The 22,565-nt window shown below is 65.2% G+C and carries 19 protein-coding genes; 5 read left to right on the forward strand and 14 right to left on the reverse strand.

What is annotated here, in order from left to right; genetic code table 11:
* The first annotated feature begins 7 nt into the window (after nucleotides 1-7).
* Nucleotides 8-2,176 (forward strand): ferredoxin, encoded by a 2,169-nt coding sequence (locus HH302_RS21635; RefSeq protein ID WP_172205104.1) that lies wholly within the window; start codon nucleotides 8-10, stop codon nucleotides 2,174-2,176.
* A 41-nt stretch (nucleotides 2,177-2,217) separates the two neighbouring features.
* On the opposite strand, the gene HH302_RS21640 is transcribed toward HH302_RS21635, so the two are convergent.
* Nucleotides 2,218-2,469 carry a hypothetical protein gene (locus tag HH302_RS21640; RefSeq protein ID WP_172205107.1) on the reverse strand — a complete coding sequence of 84 codons (252 nt, stop codon included), beginning with the start codon at nucleotides 2,467-2,469 and terminating at the stop codon, nucleotides 2,218-2,220.
* Nucleotides 2,470-2,745: 276 nt separating this feature from the next.
* Between HH302_RS21640 and HH302_RS21645 the strand changes: the two genes are divergently transcribed.
* From HH302_RS21645 to HH302_RS21655, 3 genes are all read left to right on the forward strand, one after another.
* The gene (locus HH302_RS21645) at nucleotides 2,746-3,273 is read left to right on the forward strand and encodes a GFA family protein (protein WP_172205110.1); all 528 of its coding nucleotides are present in this window, start codon (nucleotides 2,746-2,748) and stop codon (nucleotides 3,271-3,273) included.
* A gap of 194 nt (nucleotides 3,274-3,467) precedes the next feature.
* A complete protein-coding gene (locus HH302_RS21650) occupies nucleotides 3,468-5,954 on the forward strand; it encodes an EAL domain-containing protein (protein ID WP_172205113.1) in 2,487 nt (828 codons plus the stop codon).
* A 276-nt stretch (nucleotides 5,955-6,230) separates the two neighbouring features.
* Complete coding sequence (locus HH302_RS21655) at nucleotides 6,231-7,154, forward strand: branched-chain amino acid transaminase (protein ID WP_172205116.1); 924 nt, start codon at nucleotides 6,231-6,233, stop codon at nucleotides 7,152-7,154.
* Between the two features lie 188 nt (nucleotides 7,155-7,342).
* On the opposite strand, the gene HH302_RS21660 is transcribed toward HH302_RS21655, so the two are convergent.
* The 5 genes from HH302_RS21660 to HH302_RS21680 all read right to left on the reverse strand — a co-directional run bounded on the left by HH302_RS21660 (nucleotide 7,343) and on the right by HH302_RS21680 (nucleotide 11,291).
* A complete protein-coding gene (locus HH302_RS21660) occupies nucleotides 7,343-7,876 on the reverse strand; it encodes a TPM domain-containing protein (RefSeq protein WP_172205119.1) in 534 nt (177 codons plus the stop codon).
* Entirely contained in the window at nucleotides 7,876-8,769 is an 894-nt protein-coding gene (locus tag HH302_RS21665; RefSeq protein ID WP_172205122.1) for a YgcG family protein, read from the reverse strand. The genes HH302_RS21660 and HH302_RS21665 overlap by 1 nt, the downstream gene beginning before the upstream one ends.
* 13 nt (nucleotides 8,770-8,782) lie before the next feature.
* The gene (locus tag HH302_RS21670; RefSeq protein ID WP_206256430.1) at nucleotides 8,783-9,388 is read right to left on the reverse strand and encodes a LemA family protein; all 606 of its coding nucleotides are present in this window, start codon (nucleotides 9,386-9,388) and stop codon (nucleotides 8,783-8,785) included.
* Nucleotides 9,389-9,565: 177 nt separating this feature from the next.
* A complete protein-coding gene (locus HH302_RS21675) occupies nucleotides 9,566-10,303 on the reverse strand; it encodes an ABC transporter substrate-binding protein (protein WP_172205128.1) in 738 nt (245 codons plus the stop codon).
* Between the two features lie 76 nt (nucleotides 10,304-10,379).
* Complete coding sequence (locus HH302_RS21680) at nucleotides 10,380-11,291, reverse strand: LysR family transcriptional regulator (protein WP_172205130.1); 912 nt, start codon at nucleotides 11,289-11,291, stop codon at nucleotides 10,380-10,382.
* A gap of 108 nt (nucleotides 11,292-11,399) precedes the next feature.
* On the opposite strand from HH302_RS21680, the gene lysA reads away from it, so the two are divergent.
* A complete protein-coding gene (gene lysA / locus HH302_RS21685; RefSeq protein WP_172205132.1) occupies nucleotides 11,400-12,641 on the forward strand; it encodes a diaminopimelate decarboxylase in 1,242 nt (413 codons plus the stop codon).
* Between the two features lie 60 nt (nucleotides 12,642-12,701).
* Here the strand turns inward: lysA and HH302_RS21690 are convergent, their stop codons facing one another.
* From HH302_RS21690 to HH302_RS21725, 8 genes are all read right to left on the reverse strand, one after another.
* A complete protein-coding gene (locus HH302_RS21690) occupies nucleotides 12,702-13,226 on the reverse strand; it encodes a YgjV family protein (RefSeq protein ID WP_216662018.1) in 525 nt (174 codons plus the stop codon).
* Complete coding sequence (locus tag HH302_RS21695) at nucleotides 13,223-13,861, reverse strand: bifunctional 4-hydroxy-2-oxoglutarate aldolase/2-dehydro-3-deoxy-phosphogluconate aldolase (protein WP_172205134.1); 639 nt, start codon at nucleotides 13,859-13,861, stop codon at nucleotides 13,223-13,225. The genes HH302_RS21690 and HH302_RS21695 overlap by 4 nt, the downstream gene beginning before the upstream one ends.
* A gap of 52 nt (nucleotides 13,862-13,913) precedes the next feature.
* Entirely contained in the window at nucleotides 13,914-14,858 is a 945-nt protein-coding gene (locus HH302_RS21700) for a sugar kinase (RefSeq protein ID WP_172205136.1), read from the reverse strand.
* 88 nt (nucleotides 14,859-14,946) lie between these two features.
* A complete protein-coding gene (locus HH302_RS21705) occupies nucleotides 14,947-15,633 on the reverse strand; it encodes a GntR family transcriptional regulator (RefSeq protein WP_172205138.1) in 687 nt (228 codons plus the stop codon).
* Nucleotides 15,634-15,820: 187 nt separating this feature from the next.
* On the reverse strand, nucleotides 15,821-18,013 hold the full coding sequence (locus tag HH302_RS21710; RefSeq protein WP_172205140.1) for a glycoside hydrolase family 28 protein: 2,193 nt from the start codon (nucleotides 18,011-18,013) through the stop codon (nucleotides 15,821-15,823).
* A 114-nt stretch (nucleotides 18,014-18,127) separates the two neighbouring features.
* The gene (locus HH302_RS21715; RefSeq protein ID WP_172205142.1) at nucleotides 18,128-19,390 is read right to left on the reverse strand and encodes a porin; all 1,263 of its coding nucleotides are present in this window, start codon (nucleotides 19,388-19,390) and stop codon (nucleotides 18,128-18,130) included.
* A gap of 232 nt (nucleotides 19,391-19,622) precedes the next feature.
* The gene (locus tag HH302_RS21720) at nucleotides 19,623-20,921 is read right to left on the reverse strand and encodes an MFS transporter (RefSeq protein ID WP_172205247.1); all 1,299 of its coding nucleotides are present in this window, start codon (nucleotides 20,919-20,921) and stop codon (nucleotides 19,623-19,625) included.
* A 187-nt stretch (nucleotides 20,922-21,108) separates the two neighbouring features.
* On the reverse strand, nucleotides 21,109-22,563 hold the full coding sequence (locus tag HH302_RS21725; protein ID WP_172205144.1) for a tagaturonate reductase: 1,455 nt from the start codon (nucleotides 22,561-22,563) through the stop codon (nucleotides 21,109-21,111).
* Nucleotides 22,564-22,565 lie beyond the last annotated feature (2 nt).

The raw sequence follows: 22,565 nt of genomic DNA on the forward strand, positions 1-22,565 counted from the left end.
GCCTGTGATGGACATGCATGCCAAGCATCAGGATCAACTGGTCTTCCACCTCACCGGCCGCGTCCAGGGCGATGCGCTCGCCAGCATCGCAGGCGCGGATCTGCGCCCTGCCCTGCTCGCACCCTATCGCGACCTCGACGCCCTGCGTCACGACTTTCCGCTGGTGCTCGATCCGCAGGGCGAAGGCGGCGATTGCGTGCACACGCTCGCCGCGCTGGTCGACGACATGTTGCAGAAGGTGGCGCCGCGCGGCTTCGAAGGCGAACGCCTGCGTCGCCATGCGCTGCAGTTGGAGACCGCGATCCGCCGCGCAGTGTCTGGCGGCGCCCGCGGCACCCTGAGCGATTTGTGGGACGCCGCGGCCGCACAACTCGGCGCCGCAGAGGACGACACGCTGGAACAGGTGCTGATGCACGCCGGCAGCGCAGTCGCCTGTGATGGCGAGGTGATCGGCTGCACCCAGGACGCACCGGCGCAACTCCTGACCCACACCTGGCGCATCGCCACCCGCGCCAAGTCGCGCCAGTTCCACGCTACCGCCAGCCGCCTGGTGCAGAAACTGTCGGACATCCTGCGCGCGGCGCACAGCCACTCCCAATCCGGCCGCACGCCGCAAAGCCTGATGGCCGCCCTCGGCGCGCCGCACCAGGCTCAGTTCGACTTCGAGGCGCTCTCGCGCGTGATCGGCAAGGGCGTGCCGCGCGACGAACTGCCGGCGCCGCGCCGCGCGCGCATCGAGCGCGCCTTGAAGACACTTGAAACCCAGCGTTTCTTCGCCCCCCCTGGGGAGGACGACGACGCGCCGAGCCGCTACGAATTTGCCTTCGACAATTGCGCTGCCGCCGCGCTCGCCTACCGTGAGCGCCTGCCCGCGCTGGCCGAAGTGGTGCGCGCGATAGGCATCGCCGAGCTTGAAATCACCGGCACCTACAACGAGGCCGAGCACGACCTGATCTTCGCGGCACTCGACGAACACGCGCTGACCGCCGAAGACCTTGCCCGCTTCCCGGACTACCTCGTCTGCATTCCACCCACGCAGAACGATGCGGCAGACAACGCCATGCTGATCGACCTGCTCTCCGCGGGGATGCCTTTGAAGGTGCTGGTGGAAACCGCCGATCTGCTCGACGACGCCTCGATCGGCACCGGCCATTTCGCCTTCGGCGTACGCGGTACGCGTCTCGCCACCACCGCCATGGGGCTGGGCGGCATGTTCGTGCTGCAGACCGCGGCGGCCAACTTGTACGCCTTGCGCGATCGCATGATGCGCGGCGTCTCCTGCGCCGGGCCGGCACTGTTCAGCATGTTCGCCAGCCCTGCAGGTCAAGGCAGCCTGCAGCCTTACCTCGCGGCCGCCGCGGCGATGCAGTCGCGCGCCTTTCCCGCCTTCAGCTACGACGCCGCGGCGGGCAGCAACTGGGCAACCCGCTTCTCGCTCGAAAACAACCCGCGAGCCGAAGACGACTGGTCGATCGAAAGCATCGACTACGCCGACAACAGCCTTCAGCGCCAATCGGTGCGACACGCGTTCACCTTTGCGGACTTCGTGCTGTGCGACCCACGCCATGCCGCGCACTTCGCCCTGGTCCGACCCGGCGACTGGCACGACGGCATGTTGCCGGTGGCCGACTGGCTCGCGCTCGATGAAGCCGACGCCAGCCAGCACGTGCCCTACCTGCTGGCCGTCGATGAAACCGACACCCTGCAACGGGTGGTCGTTGACGCACGCTTGATGCAGGCAACCCGCCGTTGCCTGCTGCTGTGGCGCCGTTTGCAGGAACACGCCGGCGTGCACGACTCCTATGCCGAACGCATCCTCGCCGGTGCAGTTCCGGCACCGATGCCTTCAGCCGAAGCACCCGCGACACCGCCGGCCGCGACGCCCGAAGCCCCGGAACCGGAAGCGCCGGCAGCATCCGAACATTCCCGCGACGAAGCCTGGATCGAGACCGCCCGATGCCCCAGTTGCAACGAGTGCCAGAACATCAACCCGCGGATGTTTGCGTATGACGCCAACAAGCAGGCCTACATCAAGGACATCACTGCCGGCACCTATCGGCAACTGGTTGAAGCGGCGGAGAGCTGCCAGGTCGCGATCATCCATCCCGGCGCCCCGCGTGACCCCAACGAGCCGGATCTGGAGGCCTTGCTGGCCAGGGCCGAACCCTTCCGCTAGCGCGCGCTGCGCCGCCTTACGGCGGCAGGCAAACCTGTTTGCTAGGCGCGGCGGGTGCTGAGCGTGTCGCCGGACTTCATGCCCATCGGCTCGGCTTCACTCACTGGAACGACGTTCTCGTCCCAGCACTTGCCGCATTTCTTCGAGGGCGTCGGCTTTCTCGTTTTCCAGCGATATCCGCATGCGTGGCAAAGCATATGGCCATACCACTTGCGTGGGTTCCTGCGGAACATGAACGCCACCCCGGCCGCCAGCGCGACGGAGATGGCGAAGATGATGGCGAATGCAAACATGGATAGGTTCAACCGATGCTGTAGCGAGTCAGAGGATGCAAGTGTCCCGTGAGACACGCAGTCTGCCGATCAATTCCAAAAAAATCGTCAGAAGTTGTATCACCGGCCGAGTCAGCTCGCCCGAGGCGGACGAACGCGGCTGGATTGGTGGCGCGAAGTGACAAGGGCCTGAAGGCGAATTCGCGTCCCACACCGTGGGACGCGCCGACAACGCCGCGCAACGGCGTAGACTGCGATCAGTCCGGACCCTGAATGCCTGCCGACTGCGAGCGTGCCATGACACACGAAGCCACCCGATTCCCGCTTGAAGGCGGCTGTGACTGCCGACAGATCCGCTACCGCATGGAGACTGCGCCACTTTTCGTGCACTGCTGTCACTGCCGCTGGTGCCAGCGTGAAAGCGGCGCTTCGTTTGCGCTGAACGCGATGATCGAGTCGAGCCGGCTCAGCTTGCTGAGCGGCACACCAGAACTGGTGCAGACACCTTCGCTGAGCGGCTACGGCCAGCAGATTGCGCGCTGCCCCAGCTGCCGGATTGCGCTGTGGAGCCACTATGCCGGCGCAGGGCCGCTGATCAGCTTCGTGCGCGTGGGCACCTTGGACGAACCGGACCATTTGCCACCCGATATCCACATCTTCGCCGCAAGCAAGCAGCCTTGGCTGGTGCTGCCGCCGGATGCGCTGGTGGTGCCCGAATACTACGATCGCGATCAGTGCTGGCCGGCGGAAAGCCTTGCACGGCGCGAAGCGATCGTGCCGCAACTGGAGGCGTACCGGGCAAGCCTGAAGCCGCCTGGCGGCTGATGTTCGCTGCCGAAGGCAATCGCGGCACTAAGCCCCGCGCGCCATGTCGAACGCATGGCGCTGACGTGTAAGCAATTCAATCTTCGGCGCGCCGTGCCGTTATGGTTGCGTGGCACCCACTGCTGCCGGCGTGTGCATCGCGCCGCGCACCCTTGCAGCAGATTGCTTCCGTAATCGCAACGCAGGATCGACTGATGAACGACGCAAGCCCGCTGGTCCCCCCTAACACCGTTCCAGCGGATATGTACGCGACGCTGTTCGACAACCTGATCAACGGGCTGGCGTACTGCCGAGCGGAATACGAAGGCGACACGGCGGTCGATTTCATCTACCTGCTGGTGAATGAGGCGTTCTGCCGGCAAACCGGGCTGCCCGATGTAACCGGCCGACGTGCATCCGAAGCGATACCCGGCATCACGCAAACCGACCGCGCACTGATCGAACGCTACGGCCGCGTGGCGCGGGGGGGCGCTGCGGAACGCTTCGAGCATTACGTCGAAGCGCTGAAGATGTGGTTCTCGATCTCGGTGTTCAGCCCGGCGCCGGATCATTTCATTGCGGTATTCGACGTCATCACCGAACGCAAGAACGCCGAACTGGCCTTGCGCCAGAGCGAGCGTCGCCTGGCCCGCGTCATCGAGGGTTCGGATCAGGGCTTCTGGGAGTGGAATCTGCAGACCGGGGAGTTCTCGGTTTCACCGCGCTTCGAAACCATGCTGGGCTACGCACCCGGCGAGATGAAGCTCGATCCGGCGAACTGGCCCGCCTATGTTGATCCAGACGACCTACGGCTGGCGCACGAATCGATCCGCCGGCACACCGAAGGCGCGATTCCGGCACACGAAGTCGAACTCCGAATGCTCACGAAGTCGGGCGAGTGGCATTGGGTGCTGACCTGCGGTCGGGTGGTGGAGCGCGACGCCGCGGGCAACCCGACGATGATGTCGGGCACGCATACCGATATCCACCAGAAGAAGCAGGCCGAACTGGCGTTGCGGCAAGCCGCCGCGGTGTATGAGAACACCCAGGAAGGCGTGCTGATCACCGATGCCGACGGCCATATCGTGTCGGTCAACCGCGCCTTCACCGCGATGACCGGCTACACGCTCGACGAAGTGCTCGGCATGACCGCATCGATACTGAAATCCGGGCGGCACGATGCGGTCTTCTTTGCCGCGATGTGGGCCGAGATTGCGGCGACCGGGCGCTGGCAGGGCGAGCTGTGGAACCGGCGCAAGAACGGCGAGATCTATCCGCAGCTCACAAGCATCAGCGCGGTGCGCGACGGGCGTGGCCATGTGTCGCGCTACGTCGGCGTGCTGACCGACATCTCGGCGATCAAGGCCTCGGAGGAGCGGCTGGAGTTTCTCGCCCACCACGATCCGCTGACCAACCTGCCCAACCGGCTGACGCTGTTCTCGCGCATCGAACGCGCGATGAAAGTGGCCAAGCGCGAGGGGCATTCGACCGCGCTGTTGATGCTCGATCTCGACCGCTTCAAGGACGTGAATGACAGCTTCGGACATCTCGTGGGCGACAGTCTGTTGCAACGCGTGGCGGAAGGCCTGCGTTGCCGGCTGCGCGAAGTCGATACGCTGAGCCGGCTGGGCGGCGACGAGTTCACGATCCTGCTCGAAAAGCTGCACCGCCCGGACGATGCATCACGGGTGGCGGAAGACATCCTCGACACACTGCGAACCCCCTGGACACTGCCCGGCGGATCACAGCTACGTGTATCGGCAAGCATTGGCATTGCCCACTACCCCGGCTCGGCCGTTTCGCCCGAAGAACTGCTGCAGCAGGCCGATGCCGCGATGTACCGCGCCAAGCGCGAGGGCCGCGGCCGCTACCACTATTTCTCGCAAGATCTCACACACGCCGCGCGTGCCCGCCTTGAATTGGAAAGTGCCCTGCGCAGCGCCATCGAAAACGGCGAACTGCGCGCCTACTTCCAGCCGCAGATCGACATCCGGAGCGGCCATCTTGTCGGCGCAGAAGCGCTGGTGCGCTGGCACAAGAATGGCGACGGCGTTATCGCGCCGGACGCCTTCATCCCGCTCGCCGAAGAGACCGGGCTGATCGTGCCGCTGGGCGAATGGATGCTGCGGGAAGCCTGCCATCAGGCCAGCAGTTGGCCAGCGCGCCGCGGCAACCCGCTGGGGGTGGCGGTGAACGTGGCGGCAGCACAGATCCGCCGCGCCGACTTCGCCGATATGGTGCTGGGCATCCTGGCTGGCAGCGGCCTGCCGCCCGAACGCCTGGAGCTCGAGCTGACCGAATCCTCGTTGCAGGGGGAGGAAGACGCGGGCCTCGCACAACTCGCGCGCCTGCGCGACGCCGGCGTGCGCATCGCGATCGACGATTTCGGCACTGGCTACTCGTCGCTCGCCTACCTGAAGCGCTTGCCGCTGGATGTGCTGAAGATCGACCGCAGCTTCGTCGAACATGTGGTCAACCGGCGCGACGATCGCGAGATCGTGACCGCCATCGTGCAGATCGGCCGCACACTCGGGTTCAAGGTCATCGCGGAGGGCGTCGAAACGCAGGCGCAGCTCGACATCCTTGATGGTCTCGCCTGCGATCTGTACCAGGGCTACCTCTGCAGCAAGCCCCTGCCGGCCGAAGATTTCATGGCCTTCGCCAAACACGGCACGGCGCTCGGCAACCGCAGCCCGCAGTAAGGCCGGCACTGCCGCCGCAGGTGCCGGCACGACGCGCCCGCACCTCACCCACCCGCGGCATGCGCCGTGTTCGAGTGAAATTCCCTCACCCCAAACCGCGCGCTTTTCGTTCGACCCCGCACCACGCCGCCGGCAAAGTGGCCCTACCCCGCACACCGGTGCCGCCACAGCCCTCCACTACCCCGAGCTGATTCGCACCGCCCGCCGCCCAACCCGGGTCGGCCCGTTTGCCCGCCTTGGCGCGGGCGATTCCCGAATCGCTTTGGAGTGAACGAAATGAAACTGTCGGAACGTGATGGCTGGATCTGGCTGGATGGTGAATGGCTACGCTGGCGCGACGCAACGGTGCATCTGGGCACCCACACCTTGCATTACGGACTGGGCTGCTTTGAAGGCATCCGCTGCTATGCAGGTGCCGATGGCGCGGCGATCTTTCGCCTTGACGAGCATCTGGCACGCCTCGAAGGCTCCGCCCGCCTGCTCGGCATCGAAATCCCGTTCAGCCGCGCAGCACTGCGCGAAGCCTGCGTTGAAGCAATGCGCCGCAACGGCCTCACTGAAGGCTATTTGCGCCCGCTGGTGTTCCTTGGCGATGAGCGCCTCGGCATGGACCCCGCCGGCTTGTCAGTGCGCGTTGGCGTGATGGCGATGCCCTGGGGCCGCTACCTCGGCGCCGATGCGCTGACGCACGGGGTGCGGGTGAAGGTGTCGACCTGGGCACGGCAGCACCCCAACGCCTACCCGTGCCGCGCCAAGGCGATCGGCGGCTACACCACGGCGATCCTGGCGGCGCGGGAAGCGCGTGCGGATGGCTACGATGAAGCGGTGCTGCTCGATACCGAAGGCTTTGTCGCCGAAGGGCCGGGCGAGAATATCTTCATCGTGCGCGGTGGCGAAATCCTGGAACCGGAGGTGACCGTCGCGCTCGACGGCATCACCCGCCGCACGCTGCATGCGCTGGCGGCTGACCTGGGCTACCCGGTGCGCGCTGCGCGCCAGACGCGCGACGACCTCGTGCTGGCGGACGAGCTCTTCTTCTGCGGCACCGCGGTCGAGGTGACGCCGATCGTTGAAGTGGATCGCCGCCGTGTCGGCGATGGCACGCCGGGCCCGATCACGCGTGCGCTGCAGTCGCGCTACTTCGCCTGCGTGAAGGGTGAAGTGACGGCACACGCCGACTGGCTGACGCCGATCAGATGACGTCCGCGGTAACCAGCGCCCCCTCGATCGAGGGGGCGCCCTTAGGGAAGATCTGAAAACGTGAGCGAGACGGATGCAGCGCAAGGCGTGGCGCGCGCAGCGACCAAGACATATCAAATGGATAGGCGCGGGAGCGAGCACGCCACAGCGCCGCGATGCGCCGTCGCAGCCACTTATTCAGACCTTCCTTAGCCGAGGCGTAGCGGTGCGTCTGGCAACTCGTTCGGATTCGCCTCACCGGGCGCCAGCGGAAAATGCTGCCGCAGCAAACCGCCCACGGCAGCCACAGCGGCCGCCAGCCCCTGCTCGAAGCGGCCTGCGGCAAACTCGGCCCGCATGTCGCCCAGCAGGTTGTGCCACTCGATAATGCTGACCCGCCGATCCAGTCCGCGGTCGGCAATGATCTCGATGCGCCGTTCCGCGAGCAGCAGGTAGATCAGCACGCCGTTGTTGTGCTCGGTATCCCACACCCGCAGCTTGCCGAACAGCGTGATGGCGCGGTCGCGCGCGCTGAGCCGCTTCCAGAGGTAGGAGTTGGGCAAGCCCGCTTCGACCACGATGCGGATTTCGCCGCTGTGCTGCGTCTCGCTCTCGCGGACAAGCGACTGCAAGCGCTTCATGGCCGCATCGTCGATTGCGCGGCGGACGTGGCGCCCGCTGAACAGGCCGTGGCGGATGAAACGCCACGGACGCGGAGTTTGAGGGCCGATCGAACCGGGCATCACCAGTCTCCCGAGGCGCCGCCGCCACCGAAATCGCCACCGCCGCCGGAGGAAAATCCACCTCCGCCATCGCCGCCGCCACCGAAGCCACCGCCTCCGCCGCCATGCGAGCCCACGCTGAGCGCATTGCCGAGCAGGCTCGCCAGATTGCCGACGCCGACCGCAGCCAGAATCAAGCCAACAACGCCGCCAATCGCGGCCAGCACGATGCTGGATGACAACAACCAGCCCGCCAGGCCTGCCACTGCGCTGGTGCCCATCACACCGAGGGTGCGGCCGAGCACCGCTTTGAGCAGCACGCTGGCAGCGAGTACGCCAAGGACGAAGAAGACCAGCGTCGATTCCGCGCCGCCACCGGCGTCGCCACCGGTGCGGTATTGCGGGGCGCGCTCAGGCGGTGGCGCCGGCAAGCCCTCGCCACGAATCCGCGCCGCGAGCAGGTCTACTGCCGCATCGAGCCCACCGGCGAAGTCGCCCTTCTTGAATGCCGGCTTCAGTGCTCGATCGATGATCTGCTTGGCAGCCAGATCCGGCACCGCGCCTTCGAGCGCCTTGGCGACTTCGATGCGCAGGCGTCGGTCTTCCTTCGCTACGACGATCAGCAGCCCGTCGCCGACATCGCGCCGGCCGATCTTCCAGGTGTCCGCCACCCGCTGCGCGTAGGCAGCGATGTCCTCCGGCTGCGCCGTCGGCACCATCAGGACGACGATCTGGCTACCGACCTCGTGCTCGAACTGTTCGAGCTTGCTGCTCAGCGCAGTGCGCTGAGCAGCCGACAGCGTGCCGGTCTGGTCGATCACGCGGCCGCTGAGCGCAGGCACCGGCTGCACATCCTGCGCCCAGGCGGGTGCGAAGCAGCAGGCCAGTAGCAGCAAGAAGGCGCGGAGCAGCATCACGCGCGCCGGATCACTTCTTCGCAGGCTGGTCGAAGTTCACCGCCGGTGGCTGCGAGATCTGCGCTTCGTTCTGCACCGTGAAGCTCTCCTTCGGCTTGTAGCCCATCGCCATCGCGGTGAGGTTGCTCGGGAAGCTGCGCGCCAGCACGTTGTAGCTCTGCACCGTCTTGATGTAGCGGTTGCGTGCCACGGTGATGCGGTTCTCGGTGCCTTCGAGCTGCACCCGCAGGTCCTGGAAGGCCTGGTTCGCCTTGAGGTTCGGGTACTGCTCGCTGACCACCATCAGGCGCGACAACGCGCCGGTCAGCTCACCCTGCGCGGCCTGGAATTTCTTGAAGGCCTCGGGGTCGTTCACCAGTTCCGGCGTGGCCTGGATGCTGGTGGCCTTGGCGCGAGCCTCGATCACCTTGGTCAGGGTGTCCTGCTCGAAGCTGGCTTCGCCCTTCACCGTGGCGACGATGTTCGGAATCAGGTCCGCACGGCGTTGGTACTGGTTGAGCACTTCGGCCCAGCCGGCTTTCACCTCTTCGTCCAGGCGCTGGAAGTCGTTGTAGCCGCAAGCGGTCAGGCTCGTGGCCAGAATCAGGGCAGACAACAGGGTCAGTACGCGACGCAACATCGTGACTCCTTTCGAGAACCGGGACCGAAGGACCGCCGGGCGCGGCCAATTCTACGCATGCAAGATGGGTCCGGCAGGCGGCGATTTCAAGTCCGCGCGCCGTAAAGCGTATTTGTGCCACATGCGGAACTCGCCGGCGGTGGCGCTCAGCCAGTCGGCGATGCCGCGCCGCCGCTAGTCCCTGAGGTACTTGTCGTAGATCGCGCGGTAGCGCCCGCTCTTCTTGAGCAGGGCAAGCCCGGCATTGAAGTCGTCGCGCACCTTGGCGCTGCGAAACACCGGCCGGTAGTCCTGCGGGCGCGCGATGGTGAACGCGTGTTCCTGTATCGGCTGCTGCTTGAAGCTGCCGGTCCGCGTGAGCTGAAGCGAGAAGTAGCGGAAGATGTTGCGGTCGCTCAGCACCACATCGTGGCGCCCATCATTGAGCATGCGTACCTGCAGCGACTGGTCGTTCTGCTCGTGGTAATTGCCGGCCTGCTTCACCGGCCCCAGCCATTCGGGGTAACGCTTGTCGGCGCCCTGGAAGGCAATCACCGATAGGCCCTTCAGGTCTTCCGGCCGCCGGATCTTCAGCCCGCGTGAGCGCAGCGTGATGAACACGTTGTCGTAGAACACCGCCGGGTCGCCGTAGTGGCCGCCGTGCGGCTGCATGTCCTCGCCCAGATCGGTCATCGCGGCATCGACTTCGCCAGCCTTGAACGCCACCGGCACGCGCGCAAAGGGAAAGTACACCGGTTTGAGCTTGTGCCCGCCGCCTACGGCGAGCGCCTCGGCGATCACTTCGATCTCGATGCCCGAATTCGTCTCCGGGAAGCAGAACGGCGGGATCTTCTCGCCGAACGCCATCGTCACGTCCTCCGCCAACACGGTGGGCGCAATCAGCATCAGGAGCACGGCAAACAAACGACGCATTGACGTCCTATCCAGAGTGAGTACCGCGAAGGGCACTTTAGTGCGCTTGCGCAAGCAGAGCCAGCAAGGGCTTTCCCTAAACCCGCCCCGCCCGCTGCCGCACCCGCGCCGCGGCGTGGCGCAAGGCGGCGGCGAACGTATCGGCCAGTGGCGTGCTGGGCCGCTGCTGCGGGCGAATCAGCGTAACCCGAAACGGGATCGACACGCTGATCGGGCGCCAGTGCAGGCCCAGGCCTTCCAGCTCGATCGCGGTGAGCGGGTTGACGATCGACACACCCAGCCCCTGCCGCACCAGCGCGCAAACCGATACCGCGCTGGTGGTCTCGATCACCAGCCGGCGCTGCACGCCCTGCGCGGCGAACATCGCGTCGATGGCCTGACGGTAGGCATCCTGCGGCGCGAGGCTGACGAAGGACTCGCCCGCAAAATCCGCCGGGTGCAGCACGTTCTGACCGAGCAGGCGGTGACCATCCGGCAGCACCGCCACTTCGTCGCCGACGAAGAGGTCTTCCGCGATGGTGCCAGGCGGCGGCTCGGCGTGTTCGGTGAGGCCCAGATCGAAGCGCTGCGCGCTGAGCCATTCTTCGAGCAGCGGGGATTCCTGCGGCGTGATCGACAGGCTGGCCTGCGGATGGGCCGCGACAAACTCGGCGCAGGCCGCCGGCAGCAAGCCGTGCGAGAGGGCCGGCAGACACGCCACGCTCAAACGCCCCTGCGCGAAGTGACGCAGCGATTCGGCGGTGGCGGCGACCCGCTCCAGCCCCACATAGCTGCGCTGCACTTCGTCGAACAACTGCACTGCGCGCGCAGTGGGCTGCAGGCGGCCACGCACGCGGTCGAACAGCGTCATGCCGACGACCTGTTCGAGCCGCGCGAGCTCGCGGCTGACCGTGGGCTGCGAGGTGTGCAGCAACTCGGCGGCGCGGGTGACATTGCCGGTGTTCATCACGGCGCGGAACACATCAATCAGGCGGTGGGTCAGCAGCATGGCTTATCCATATCAGCAATGCATGATTGACGCACAAATCCGCATTTTTCGAAATACCCCGCGCGCGGCACACTGTCGCCATTCCCGAATCCAAACCGGACACACGCGATGAAGCCCAGCCTGAACCCCACCCAGCTCCTAGCTTTGACCCGCCAGCACGGCACGCCGCTGTGGGTGTACGACGCCGCGGTGATCCGCGCGCATGTCGCCGCGCTGCGCGCCTTCGACACGATCCGCTTCGCGCAGAAGGCCAACTCCAACATCCACCTGCTGCGCCTGCTGCGCGAAGAAGGCGTGAAGGTGGATGCGGTGTCGCTCGGCGAGATCGAGCGCGCGCTCGCGGCCGGCTACAGCTCGCGCAATGGCGAATCGGGCATCGTGTTCACCGCCGACCTGATCGACCGCGCCACGCTGGCCCGCGTGGTGGAGGAAGAGATTCCGGTGAATGCCGGTTCGATCGACATGCTGCATCAGCTCGGCGCCGTGTCGCCGGGCCACCGGGTGTGGCTGCGCATCAACCCCGGTTTTGGCCATGGCCACAGCAACAAGACCAACACGGGCGGCGAACACAGCAAGCACGGCATCTGGCACACCGATCTGCCGGCCGCGCTGGCCGCGATCCGCCAGCACGGTTTGAAGCTGGTCGGCCTGCACATGCACATCGGCTCGGGTGTCGATTACAAGCATCTGGAACAGGTGTGCGGCGCGATGGTCGAACTCACCCGCCAGCTCGACGCCCCGCTGGAGGCGATTTCGGCCGGCGGCGGCCTGTCGATTCCCTACCGCACGAACGATCCGCAGATCGACACCGAGCATTACTTCGGCCTGTGGGATGCGGCGCGCCGCGAAGTCGGCCAGATCCTCGGCGCGACGCCGCACCTGGAAATCGAGCCGGGCCGCTACCTGGTGGCCGAATCCGGCCTGCTGCTGACCGAAGTGCGCGCGGTTAAGCAAGCCGGCAAGAACCGCTTCGTGCTGGTGGATGCCGGCTTCAACGACCTGATGCGGCCGTCGATGTACGGCAGCTTCCACCACATCAGCCTGCTGCCGCAGGACGACAGCCCGCGCGCCGAGCACGCCACCGTGATCGCCGGCCCGCTGTGCGAATCGGGTGATGTGTTCACGCAGGGCGAAGGCGGCGTGGTGCAAACGCGCCACCTGCCCGAAGCGCGCGTCGGCGACCTGCTGGTGATCCACGATGCCGGCGCCTACGGTGCCTCGATGTCGTCGAACTACAACTCGCGCCCGCTGATCCCGGAAGTGATGATCGACGGCGACACCGCCCGCCTGATCCGCCGCCGCCAGACGGTGCAGGAACTGCTGGCGCTGGAACTGGAAGCCGGGCGCTAAACCCGCGATTCGGGTTAGCCATCGCATCGCTACCGCGATGCGATGGCGCGCGAATGCTGGCTAGGTAGTAGCCCGCGCCAACTCACGGCGCGCCCGCATCAAACGCACGATCGTCGTGGCGTTGGTCAGGCCAATCACGCATTCGAGCGCTGAGCCGCCAATCGAGCCCGAAAGGATGTTATTGCTCAGCCAAAGGCCGGTGCCGACCAGCAAGGTGACGCGCATCGGAATGCCGTCCAGGAAGAACATCGCAAGCGTGCCGAGCACCGAGCCAACCAACGGCAACAGATGCTGCCAGTGCGACACCAGCATGCCCCCCACCGTCAGGTTCGCAAGGATCACCGCCCCGGCTACCCACGGCGAGCGGGTGAAAAGCGAAAGCCATGCGCGCACAGCGGAAATGCCGGCCCCCGCGGCGGCGGCGGGGTTACCCAGCAGCGTGAAGTGCACCGCGTAAGTCAGACTCAGCGCGGTCACAAGGTAGCGCAGGCGCCTGTCGTCGCGCTGCCAGAAGGCCGAAACGCCGAGCACGAACGCCAGGTAGCCGAGTAGCTGCGCGGCTGAAAGCGGGCTGGCCGTTATCACTTCAAAGCCGGCCGCAGCGCCGCCGCCTCGCGCGCGAGACGCTCAATGGTGGCCCAGTCGCCTGCCGCAACGCGATCAGGTGGCAGCATCCACGAACCGCCCACGCACAGGACGTTCGGCAACGCGAGCCAGCTCGGCGCCGAGGCCAGATCGATGCCGCCGGTCGGGCAAAACCGAACTTCGGGGAACGGCCCGGCCAGCGCGCGCACCAGGCGCGGACCGCCTATCTCTGTGGCCGGGAACAGCTTCAGGCGATCGAAGCCATCGTCCATGGCCGCCATCACTTCCGACGCCGAGCCGACACCCGGCAATAGCGAAATCGGCGCGGAGCGCGCTGCGGCCGCCAACTCGCGAGTGAGGCCGGGGCTCACGGCGAAACGCGCGCCGGCGCTTACGGCAGCATCGAGCTGAGCCGGTGTGCGCACCGTGCCGGCGCCGACCACGGCGTCCGGTACTCCACGCGCAATCAACGCAATCGCGTCCAGCGCTACGGGGGTGCGCAGCGTGACTTCAAGGGCCGGCAGCCCGCCGGCAACCAGTGCGCGCGCCATCGGCAGCGCCTGCTCAAGGGTGTCGATCCGGATTACCGGAATCACGGCAGCGAGCCGCATGACGTCTTCTGATTTCAGCTTCATAGATTCTTCAATCGTTGTGTTGCCAAGGGCGGCGAGAGTCACCGCCGGGCCGTCAGGCCAGAAGCGCTGCCGGCATGCATTCGGGCGGAATGATCGCGCCGGGGTACTGGATCACGGTGGCAGCGAGCCGGTTCCCCACGGCCGCCGCCTGTGCAGCGCCAAGCCCGTGCAACCGCGCAGCAAGGTAGCCAGCACCGAATGAGTCGCCAGCGGCCGTCGTATCGACAACGGTCTTCACCGGCTCAGTCGCAACCTCCAAGCGCGAACCGTCGATCGCGCGGATCAGCGTTGGTGCGGCGCCGCGCTTGATCACCACCTCGCGGCACGGCAACGCACAGGCAAATTCGATCGCTTGCGCCTCATCCGCGATCGACCGCACTTCCATTTCGTCGCCCAAGGTCACCAGCGCAATATCGGCGCGCGCGTACGCCGCGGCATAGGTCTGCCGCGCTTCCTCTGGGTTAGGCCACAGTCGCGGGCGGTAGTTGTTGTCGAACACGAAGCGCGCCCCCTTGGCACGCAGCCAGTCGATCAGTGCGAACAGTCTTTCACGGCCCGCCGGCGGCAGGATCGCAAGGCTGATGCCGCTCAGGTACAGCAGGTCGATGTCTGCGGCGCGGCGCTCCAGCGGGCTCGCGTCGCCGGCAAAGTAGTTACGCGCAGCACTGTTCTGGCGCCAGTAGGCGAAACGCCGCTCACCCGCCGCATCGACCTCAATCGTGTAGAGGCCCGGCAGTTCACCGGGCCGCCGCTCGACGAACCCGGTCTCGATGCCTTCGGCCACCCAGCTTGCAAGCATCGCGTCGCTGAACGAATCGCCTTCGCCCACGGCCGTTGCATAGGCGACGTCGAAGGCGCCGCCGGCGAGCCGCGCGAGGTAGACAGCCGTGTTGAGGGTGTCACCGCTGAAGGACTGCCGCATGAGCCCTTCCTCCACCCGGCGAAGTTCGACCATGCATTCGCCGAATGCGACGAGCTTAAGTCTCTTTGTGTTCATGACTGACTCCACTGCAGATAGGCGCGCGACAACACCGGGCGACAATGCCGCCCGGACGCCTCTGCGTTGTAGTGCGCCTGCGCGCGGCTCAGGCGTCGTCGCCTGGACGCCCCGCGGGCAAGTGATTGACGAAGTAATCCGGGCGGAAGGTGCGGGCGATTTCGACCACCGGGAATACATGATCGAGGTGATCGCGCATCGCTGCGACTGCCTGCAATGCCTCGCCTGATTCCATCGCGGCGACAACCGCTTCGTGCTCGGCCACCACACCGTCCATGCGGCCCGGCATCGGCAGCGTGAGCCGGCGGTAGCGGTCGACCTGCGTCTTCGCCTGTACGATCAGGCGCCACACACCGGGGAAGCCGGCGATGTCGGCCAATGCTTCGTGGAAGGCTTCGTCGGTGCGGTGAAAGCCCCGCATGTCGTTCGCTTCCACGCAGGCATGCTGTTCGGCGAGGATCGCGCGAAGCCGCGCCAAGCCCTCGCTGTTGGCCCGCGTCGCTGCACGCTCGACGACAGCGGCCTCCAAGGCCGTGCGCACAAGCATCGCTTCCTCGATCTGATCGAGCGGAATGCGGGCAACGAACGTCCCCACGCGGGGCACGACTTCGATCAATCCTTCCTCTGCAAGGCGCTGTACCGCTTCGTGAACCGGCGTGCGGCTGGTGCCGTGCTCGGCGGCAATGTCCCGTTCGATGATGCGGGTGCCCGGCAGCAGTGTCATGTCGAGAATCTGCTGTCGCAGCGCGTGATAAACCTGCTTTGCGGCGCTCATTGCATTGTCCGTTTGCGATTTCCGGGTTGGCGTCAGCCAGCGGGGCCTCATTTGCCGACCGCGATGCGCCTATGCGGCAAACACGTCGGTTTGGAGTCACCGGTCGGTTACTGATTCTAGGCATTCTGACGTCATTCCCAAACTGGTCCGGCCGGGTGCGGCAGTCATGTCGCACCCGGCCCGGCGCTTACCAGGTAGTTCCACCCGGGCTAGTCGGCGACGGGAAGTCGACGTAGGCACGGCTGCAATCGACCACGTTCGCGGCTTCGACCGCTTGCGAGGCGGCGCCGCTTACGACGATGCGTTGATCGGCCGACGCAACGATCGGCAGGTTCACACCGCTCAGCGTGAGGTTGGCATCCGACGCAATCAGGTTCATCGAGGTTGGCGAATCCGCCACCACGTTCTTCAGCGTCATCACGAGCGGATATTGCGGATTGCCCAGCCCGCCGGTGTTGGCCTGGAAGCCCATCAGCTTGAGCGTCGTCTTGTCCTGGATGCGCACGTTGCTCAGGTAGATGTCGTGGAAGTTCGGGATCAGCGCGCCCGCGGCCGGCAAGGCCTTGGTGCTGTAGTACGGCGTGAACAGCAGCGCGTTGGTCGAATCCTTGATGCAGATGTTGTCGTAGTAGATGTTGCTGACTTCACCGCCACGTGCGTAGTCAGACTTGATCCGCAGCCCCTCTTCCGAGCCGTTGAAGCTGTTGTCGTACACATGCACGTTCTTCACGCCGGCATTGGTCTCCGACCCGATCGAAATGCCGTGGCCCCAGTAGATATGGTTGTGCGCGATCGTAATGCCGTACTTGCGATCGGCGCGGACATCCATGTTGCCGTCGATACCAGGCAGGCCCGAACCGGTCGGGCTGGGGTTGTTGCTGCCTTTCAGGACGATGTCGTCATCACCGGTGCTGACGTAGTTGTACACAATCGCCACGTTTTTCAGATAGCCGTCGAAGTACATCTTGGCGGCAGAAGTCGTGGTGGTGGTCGTCCACGTCGTGGTCGGCTTGGCAGCGCCCGCGGCGGCGGTGGTCAGCACGTTGGTCGCACCAGTGGTCAGCGCAACTTGTGTCGGCTTGGATGCGGAACCTGGGTCGAGCGCGTCGGTGTTCTTGACGTTGTCTTCGTTGAAGGTGTCACCGTTGTACAGCGGATTGCCGTTACCGGCCGGGTTCGCGAAGGCCGCCAGCGAAGGCGTCTGCAGCTTGATGCCCCACACCGTCAGGCCATCGATGCCGCTCGGCACGAAGTGGAAGTTCGCGCTGTTGTTCATCGTGATGCGGTACAGCGTCAGGTTCTTCACGTAGTTGAAGACCATCATGCGGAAGCAGGACTGCGAGCCCGATCCGGTTGTGCCGTTGTCGACCATGTTCCCTTTCATGGCCAGATCCCACCAGGTCATGTTGCGCACCGTGGTTGTACGGTTCACGACCGTGCCACCGTTGTCGCACGGTGTGCCTTCTGCGGCGAACGTGCCCTTCTGGTAGGCGGCGTAGGTGTTCGAGCAGGTCTCGTTCACCTTCATGATCGGGTAGTACTTGTCGGTGGTGACGATCTCCGCGTAGGCGCGGCTGTCGATCGCACCGTCGCCCACAATCGCGGCGTTGACGAGGTTGTCGCCGCCGATCAACGGGCGGCAGTTGCCGGACGAACCGGCCTTGGCGGCGGTCGTCGTGGTCGTCGGCGCGGCAGTGTTCCCGCAGTACTTGCCGGGCAGGTTGTAGAGCATCACGTCACGGCTGGCAAAGAGCGTCACGCCCTTGTCGATCCACAGCGTCACGCCCGAGGGCAGCGTCAGCGGGCCGGAGATGAAGGCGTTGCCACCATTGGCGCCCGCCGTCAACCGCACGGCGTACTTGGTCGCTTTGTATTGCGGCTTGGCCAGTTCCTCACCCGAGGCGCCGGCGATGTTCTTGGTCGGGTCGGCCGCTGCGATCTGCAGCGCGGCGGCGGCGGCGTCGGCATTCGCGATCGCTGCCCCCACTTCGGTTTCGACACCAGCACCACAAGCGTTCAGCGCTGCCTGGATGCGTGCCTGATCCGGGTTAGTGGTGGCCGCACTTGCGGCAACGCCCGCACCAGCCACGGAGGGATCGGCTTCGGGTGGCAATGCACCATCTGGCCGTTTGATCAGCGTATCGCTCGCCTGTAGCGTGGCGCAGACCTGCGTATCGGCCGGCAGGGTCGGCTCCGCGGGCAGGTTCGCGTCGTAGGCCGTGGTGCCGACCTGGAACGGCTTCGCCGACGAGTAAGTCACCCCAGAATCACCATCGCCGCCGCCACCACAGGCGACAAGCACCAGGGACAAGGCAAGGCAGGAAATCATCACTGCACCGTGCTTCATGCGCGGCGCCAGCGTTTGAACAGAGGCCTTCATTTCAAAATCTCCTCGAATAGGCCCGACGCACTCGCGGCGTGGGGCCGATCAACTTTGTGGTCTTCATGCATTGCGCAGCCGGCAGCAGCGGCGACGCTCACGTACGGGCCAGGCTCAGAAGCGCGCAATCACGCCGACACCTGCAGCACGCGGGCTGTTACCGGGCGCTAGGTAGGCGTCGTTGGTGCCCGAGTTGTTGCTGAAGACCGGCGACTGGCCGAAGTTGACGTTCTGCTGCGACTTGTTGTCGATGTTCGTGTAGTACAGGTAGGTCTTGAAGTACTCGTTGAACTTGTAGCTCGCGCCGAGCGAGTACTGAGTGGCGGAGTAGTCCTTGGGCTGGCCGACCACGGCGTTATCCAGATCGCCGAGCTTGGCGTAGGCGGCCATCAGCGAAATCTTGTCGCCGATGTCCTGTGCGATCGAGATCATCGTGCTGCCCTGCTTCATCGTGCCGTTCTCTACGCTCGGGTAGAAGTTGCTGCCCGACGGCGGCACGAACAGCTGGTAGCCATAGCTACCCTTCTCGTAGCCGACGCCCAGATAAGTGCTGGTCGGCAACTTGTACGAGGCGATCAGCTTGTAGAAATACGTGCTCGCGCCATCCTGCCCCGCGAGCTTGAAGCCGTAGCCCTGCTGCAACTTGTCGACGTCGACCGCGGTATCGTTCTGGCGGTCGTAGCCCACGCCAATCTCGAACGGACCATAGGTGTACTTCAAAGCCAGCGCGTAGCGGTCTCGGTTGCCGCCTTCGGTGCGAGCCTCATCGAACCCATAGGACGCCGCTGCCTGAAAGCCATACAGCTCCGGCGAAAGGTAGTGCACCGAATTCTTGTAGCGTGCCTCGCCGCGGCCAAAGATGCTGCTGGCGTTACCCGTCATCTGCGCGGTGGTGTTGTTCCACAGGTCGAGACCATGCGAGGTCATGCCCACGTTGCCACCGAGCTCACCGCCCGAACCAACCAGCGAACGGTAAGCCGAGTCGTTATTGCCGGCGATGAGACGGCCGAAGCGACTGTCCTCGATGCCAACGAAGCTGTTGCGCGACACGATGGTCGCCGAACTGCCCTGATCGTTCGTGCCACCCTGTTCGAAGTTGTTGAAGCTGCCTTCGATCTGCCACAGCCCTTTCGCGGTATCGGTGATGCCAATCGAACCGGTGAAGCCGATCCGCGAGTTTCCGTCGGACAAGCGCCCGCGGCGCTCATACGGCGTGGCACCGCCCTTGGCCTCGACCGATTCGACCTGCGCGTTGAGGAAACCGTACACCTTCACGCTCATCGGCAAATCGGCGTACGCCGCGTTGGAAAGGCAGGCAAACAACGCCGGTGCTGCCAGCAGCATCGCCTTCCGTGTGAATTGCTTCTTTGTCTTCATGTCATGCTCCTCCAGATTCCGGGTGTGGGTAGCCATACCTGGCATTTGCAATGCAGCGCCGCCGCGCCACGGACAGCCGTGCTCGTGCAGCGAGCAGAGCGCGCTCTGCTCGACGCCATGCGGGATGTCGGTGATATGTGCCGCCGCGCTGTCCGCAGACGCCTGCCATGCATCTGCGGGTCTTCGAGAATCGGGCAGCGCATTGGCGCGCCGCCCGGAACTGCTGCGTCGATCAGGCTCCGGTTCGGGCGGCCTGCAAGGGCGGCGTCGCCGCTGACGGTTCGGATACGCGGTTACGGTCGGTCGCGAGCACGCACACCACCACGGCACCAATCAGGTCGAACACCGCGAGCACCACGAACAGCGGGCTGTAGCCGACCTTCGTGACGAGCACGCCGAACACCGCGGTAAACGCCGCCGCGCCGAGGTAGCCCATCATTCCGCCCATGCCGGTGGTGGTCGCCACTTCGTTCTTGCCGAACATGTCGGAGGTGACTGAATAAAGCGCGCCGGAGAGTGTCTGGTGCGCGAAGCCGCCTACGCAGAGCAGCGCAATCGCGGTATAGGGGCTCTCGACAAGACCGATGCAGGCCGGTCCGATCATGAAGAGCGCGCCGGTGACGACGACCATCTTGCGCGAGGTGAACAGCGAGACCTTGCAGTACTTGTGATAGAGCGGAGAGAGGTAGCCGCCCAGCACGCAGCCGATGTCCGCCGCAAGGAAGGGCAGCCAGGCGAACAGCGCGATCTCCTTCAGGTTCATGTGCCGCTCGGTCATCATGTAGAGCGGAATCCAGGCGTTGAAGGTCTGCCACGCCGGCTCGGAGAGGATGCGCGGAATGCCGATCGCCCAGAAGTTGCGGCTGGTGATGATTTCGGTCCAACGGCGCTTCTTCGCGTTCGGGTCGGAGTACTGCGCCTCCTGGCCCGAAACGATGTAGTCGCGCTCTTCGTCCGAGAGCCGCTTCTGGTCCCGCGGGTGCTTGTAGAACAGCATCCACAGGAAGGTCCAGACGATGCCCAGACCGCCGACGATCAGGAAGCCCCATTCCCAGGAGCCATGCATGATCGCCCACACTACCAGCGGCGGCGCGAGCAAGGCACCGACTGACGAGCCGATGTTGAACCAGCCGATTGCGACCGAGCGCTCCTTTGCCGGGAACCACTCAGTGGTCGCCTTCACGCCGGCTGGAATGCCCGCCGCCTCGGTGATGCCGAGCATGCCGCGGAACACGGCAAGGCTCTGCCAACTGGTAGCCATCGCCGCCGCAGCGCAGGCCAGCGACCAGGCCAACGCGAAGATTGCAAAGCCCATCTTGGTGCCGATCGCATCGAGGATGTAGCCGGCGATCGGTTGCATCAACGCGTAGCACACCTGCCAGGCCACCACGATGTGCGAGTACTGCTCGGTGGAGATGTTGAGGTCTTTCATCATCGTCGGTGCTGCCACCGACAAGGTGTTACGGGCGAGGTAGTTGACGATCAGCCCGGCTGTCACCAGGCCCACCATCCACCAGCGCATTCCTTTCATGGTCTTCACGGTTGTCTCCTTCATGCTGCTCAATGGGTCCTCCTGCTGGCGTGCTTTGTAGTGGGCGAACCCGGTGCACGCTCGACGGAGGCCGGACAAATCGCTCTCTAGTCCGGGATCACTTCTCTAGTTACTGCGGTATTGCGTTGTATCCGGCAGGCGCAGGCTTTACGCCCGCGCCGTGTGTTCAAACTGCTACCGGCTGCTCAGTTGTCAGTGCTGCCAGCACCTTGCGCATGCCCTGCTGCCCGATCGCTTCGAGCGAGGACGCTACCGCCTCGCACAAACCGGGAACCGTGTTGAGATCGCGTCCCCACAGCGCGGTGTTCGCGAGCCACGACTTCGTCAGCTCATGCCGCGACCACTCACCCTGCACAACGCGCTGCCAGCCCGCCTCGAACCACGCGAGGATGGGCGCATCGTCGGCGAGCTTGATCACACCGCCGCGGTAGAGCTGCATCGTTGCGGCAAGTGCGAGCACCAGGCGTTGCGGCAACACGCCGTTGGTGGCCTGGTAGGTCAGCAATTGCGGCAGCACGCGCGCGGCGAACTTGCTCCAGCTGTTGAGCGCGATCGATTCCAGTCGGTGGTGGATGTACGGATTGCGGAAGCGGCGCAGCACGTCTGCCGCAAAGGGCTCCAGCTCCTCACGCGGCAGGGGCAGCGCGGGGATGATTTCCTGGTTCAAGGCGTCGAGCAGGAAGCCACCGACCTCAGCGTCATCCATCGCTTCGCCGACACTCTCCAGCCCCGCGAGCAGCGCCACCGGCACCATCGCGGTATGCCCGCCGTTGAGCACGCCGACCTTGCGCTGCTTGTAGGGCGTGATGTCGTCGACCAGTTTGATGTTGAGGTTTGCGCCAGCAAGCTTCAGCTCGTCGGCAAGCCAGGCGGGGCCTTCGATCACGAAGAGGTAGAAGTGCTCCGCGGTGACGAGGAACTGATCGTGGTGGCCCAGTTCGGCCTCGATCGTCGCGATCTCCTCGCGCGGGAAGCCGGTGACGATGCGGTCCACCAGCGTCGAGCAGAAGGTGCAAGCTTCGTCGAGCCAGGCGTTGAACGGTTCGCCGAGCGCCCATAGGGCGGCGAAGTGCTTCACTGCCGCGCGCAGCGCATCACCGTTGTGGTCAATCAGCTCGCAGGGCAGCAGCACCACACCCTTGTCGAGCGCTCCCTTGAAATGCTGGAAGCGTTCGTGCAGCAGGCGGGTCAACTTGGCAGGGAAGCTCGCCGGCGGCACGTCGGCGTAAGCGTCGCTGTCGTTGGTTGTGATGCCCGCTTCGGTCGTGTTGGAGACGATGAAGCGCAGCGCCGGGTGATGCGCCACAGCGAGGTAGTCGTCGTACATCGAGGCGATGTCGATCTCGCGTTGCACGCAGGTGATCTTGCGATACGTCTTCACCGCCTCGCCCGCCTCGTTGAGCCCGCGGATCAGCGTGGTGTAGACGCCACCCTGGCTGTCGAGCAAGGGCATGTCGGCGCGGGCGATCGGGCGCAGCACGACCACGCCGGCGTCCAGACCGCTGCGCTCGTTGAGCAGGTCGATCTGCCAGTCGACGAAGGCGCGCAGGAAGTTGCCCTCGCCGAACTGCGCGAAGCGGATCGGGTAGGCAAAGGGCGTTTCGCGATTGAGTTGTTTCATGG

It is taken from the genome of Niveibacterium sp. COAC-50, assembly GCF_013184235.1.
Classification (GTDB): Bacteria; Pseudomonadota; Gammaproteobacteria; order Burkholderiales; family Rhodocyclaceae; genus Niveibacterium; species Niveibacterium microcysteis.

Excerpts from the sequence above, each read along its gene's own strand:
- HH302_RS21635 (WP_172205104.1), top strand. The coding sequence starts at position 8 with ATGGACATGCATGCCAAGCATCAGGATCAACTGGTCTTCCACCTCACC.
- HH302_RS21640 (WP_172205107.1), bottom strand. The coding sequence starts at position 2,469 with ATGTTTGCATTCGCCATCATCTTCGCCATCTCCGTCGCGCTGGCGGCC.
- HH302_RS21645 (WP_172205110.1), top strand. The coding sequence starts at position 2,746 with ATGACACACGAAGCCACCCGATTCCCGCTTGAAGGCGGCTGTGACTGC.
- HH302_RS21650 (WP_172205113.1), top strand. The coding sequence starts at position 3,468 with ATGAACGACGCAAGCCCGCTGGTCCCCCCTAACACCGTTCCAGCGGAT.
- HH302_RS21655 (WP_172205116.1), top strand. The coding sequence starts at position 6,231 with ATGAAACTGTCGGAACGTGATGGCTGGATCTGGCTGGATGGTGAATGG.
- HH302_RS21660 (WP_172205119.1), bottom strand. The coding sequence starts at position 7,876 with ATGCCCGGTTCGATCGGCCCTCAAACTCCGCGTCCGTGGCGTTTCATC.
- HH302_RS21665 (WP_172205122.1), bottom strand. The coding sequence starts at position 8,769 with ATGCTGCTCCGCGCCTTCTTGCTGCTACTGGCCTGCTGCTTCGCACCC.
- HH302_RS21675 (WP_172205128.1), bottom strand. The coding sequence starts at position 10,303 with ATGCGTCGTTTGTTTGCCGTGCTCCTGATGCTGATTGCGCCCACCGTG.
- HH302_RS21680 (WP_172205130.1), bottom strand. The coding sequence starts at position 11,291 with ATGCTGCTGACCCACCGCCTGATTGATGTGTTCCGCGCCGTGATGAAC.
- lysA (WP_172205132.1), top strand. The coding sequence starts at position 11,400 with ATGAAGCCCAGCCTGAACCCCACCCAGCTCCTAGCTTTGACCCGCCAG.
- HH302_RS21695 (WP_172205134.1), bottom strand. The coding sequence starts at position 13,861 with ATGAAGCTGAAATCAGAAGACGTCATGCGGCTCGCTGCCGTGATTCCG.
- HH302_RS21700 (WP_172205136.1), bottom strand. The coding sequence starts at position 14,858 with ATGAACACAAAGAGACTTAAGCTCGTCGCATTCGGCGAATGCATGGTC.
- HH302_RS21705 (WP_172205138.1), bottom strand. The coding sequence starts at position 15,633 with ATGAGCGCCGCAAAGCAGGTTTATCACGCGCTGCGACAGCAGATTCTC.
- HH302_RS21710 (WP_172205140.1), bottom strand. The coding sequence starts at position 18,013 with ATGAAGGCCTCTGTTCAAACGCTGGCGCCGCGCATGAAGCACGGTGCA.
- HH302_RS21715 (WP_172205142.1), bottom strand. The coding sequence starts at position 19,390 with ATGAAGACAAAGAAGCAATTCACACGGAAGGCGATGCTGCTGGCAGCA.
- HH302_RS21720 (WP_172205247.1), bottom strand. The coding sequence starts at position 20,921 with ATGAAAGGAATGCGCTGGTGGATGGTGGGCCTGGTGACAGCCGGGCTG.
- HH302_RS21725 (WP_172205144.1), bottom strand. The coding sequence starts at position 22,563 with ATGAAACAACTCAATCGCGAAACGCCCTTTGCCTACCCGATCCGCTTC.